Origin of the sequence: Variovorax sp. Root411 (genome assembly GCF_001425205.1) — a bacterium.
GTDB lineage: Bacteria > Pseudomonadota > Gammaproteobacteria > Burkholderiales > Burkholderiaceae_C > Variovorax.
In genome coordinates this window covers 1-2060 of sequence record NZ_LMDW01000014.1, presented here as the reverse complement: position 1 = coordinate 2060, position 2060 = coordinate 1, and the positions used below count along the sequence as shown (strand labels likewise).

Sequence of the window (2060 nt, the reverse complement as noted above, 5' to 3'; positions counted from 1 at the left end):
CATTGAGTTCGCCGTAGCTCAGGGTCTGCTCACCGAAGCACAGCGCGGGCGCTTCGGGGCGCGCGCGCACTTGCCGTTCGATCAGCCGGTGGATCGGCTCGCCCGCTTCGGCTGCCTGCCTGCACGCACCCCACGACGCCAGTTGCGCGCGCTCGGATTCACCGAGCAATGCCACGGCACCCACAGTCTGTTCGGGGTGGTCGGCCAGGGCGTTCAGCACCGCGAGGTAATGGTCCGCCATGCGCTCGATGGTCGAGGCATCGAACAGCTCTGCCGCGTAGCGCAGGCTCGCTCGTACGCGGCCATCGGCGTCCTCGATGGTTTCCAGCGTCAGTTCGAACTGCGCCGCCTGCGCCCCCAGGTCGCACTCGGTCAGCGTCAGGCCGGGCAGGCCCTGCAGCGCGGCAGCGTCACCCCGCTGATGGTTGAACAGCACCTGGAACAGCGGGCTCGCGCCAGGAACGCGTTCCGGCTGCAGCGCTTCCACCAGTTGCTCGAAAGGCAGGTCCTGATGCGCCTGCGCGCCGAGGGCCGCGTCTTTCGCGCGGGCCAGCACCTGCGACAGGCTTTCGCGGCTGTTCAGCACGTTGCGCAGCACCTGCGTGTTGACGAAGAAGCCAATGACGTTCTCGGTCTCCGCCCGGTGCCGGTTGGCAATGGGCACGCCCACGCGAACGTCCGGCTCGCCGGTGTAGCGGTTCAGCAGCACCTGGAAGCCTGCGAGCAGGCCCATGAACAGCGTTGCGCCCTGGGCCTGCAAGCGCTTGTGCAGCTTGCGAACCAGATCGTTCGGCAGTTCGAAGCCGTGCCGTACCGCGGTGTAGCGGCCATCCGCGTTGCGTGCGCGGTCGGTGGGCGGTTGCAGCACGGGCTGACCGGTGCCGAGGTGCTGCGTCCAGTACGCCAGCTGGCGCTCGCGCTCGCCGGCCTCCAGCCAGTCGCGCTGCCAGGCGGCGTAGTCGGCGTACTGGATCGGCAGTGGCGGCAGTGCTGCGGTCGCGCCTTGCACGTGCGCGCCGTACTGGGCGACGAACTCGTCGACCACGATCTGCATCGACCAGCCGTCGGACACGATGTGGTGCATCACCACGACGAGCATGTGTTCCTCGGGCGTCAGGCGGATCAGGCCGATACGCAGCAGCGGTCCTTCGGCCAGGTTGAAGGGCATGTGGCTCAGGCGCAGGGCCTCTTCGTTGCTGCGCGCTTCGCGCTCTTGCTCGTTGCGCAGCGCCGAGAGATCGACCACCGCGATGTCGAGCGGAGCGGCTTCGCGGATCATCTGTTCGGCCAGACCTTGTGCGTCGGTGCGGAACACGGTGCGCAGCGACTCGTGGCGCTGCACCAGTGCATCGAAGCTCGCACGCATGGCGCTCACGTCGAGCGGGCCCGCCAGCTTCAACGCGCCGCTGATGTGGTACGCCGTGCTCTGGGGGTCGAGCTGCCACAGGAACCATTGGCGCATCTGCGCATGAGACAGCGCCAGCGTGCCGGCACGCTGCGCCGCCGTCAGCACGGGGATCGCTTGCGCTTCCGAAGGCTGGTCGGCCCGGATGGCGCGGGCGATGCGCGACAGGCTCTGGTGCTCGAACATCTGACGGGGGTTCAGCTGCACGCCGGCCCTGGCCGCGCGGGCGGTTACCTTGAGGCTGAGGATGGAGTCGCCGCCGAGCTCGAAGAAGTTGTCATGACGGCCGACGCGGGCCACGCCCAACACGTCGGTCCAGATGGCAGCGAGGGCCTGTTCGACTTCGCCTTCGGGCGCTTCATACGCCCTGTCGCTGTTGAACTCCGGCGCAGGCAGCGCCTTGCGGTCGACCTTGCCGTTGGCGTTCAGCGGCAGTGCATCGAGCACCATCAGCACGCCGGGCACCATGTAGTCGGGCAACGCTTCACCCAGGCGCTCGCGCAGCGCCGCTGTGTCGATGCCTTGGCCGGATACGTAGGCGACCAACCTTGCACCGGAGGGGCCTTCGTTGGCGACAACGACGGCTTCGCGGACTTCAGGCTGCGCCTGCAGCTGCGCCTCGATCTCCCCCAGCTCGATGCGCAAGCCCCGCACC

The 2060-nt window shown here is 68.3% G+C and carries 1 protein-coding gene; it reads right to left on the bottom strand.

Annotated elements, in window-relative coordinates:
* Positions 1–2060: condensation domain-containing protein (locus ASC92_RS14085; RefSeq protein WP_235505834.1), on the bottom strand; the 2060-nt coding region annotated here is incomplete at both ends.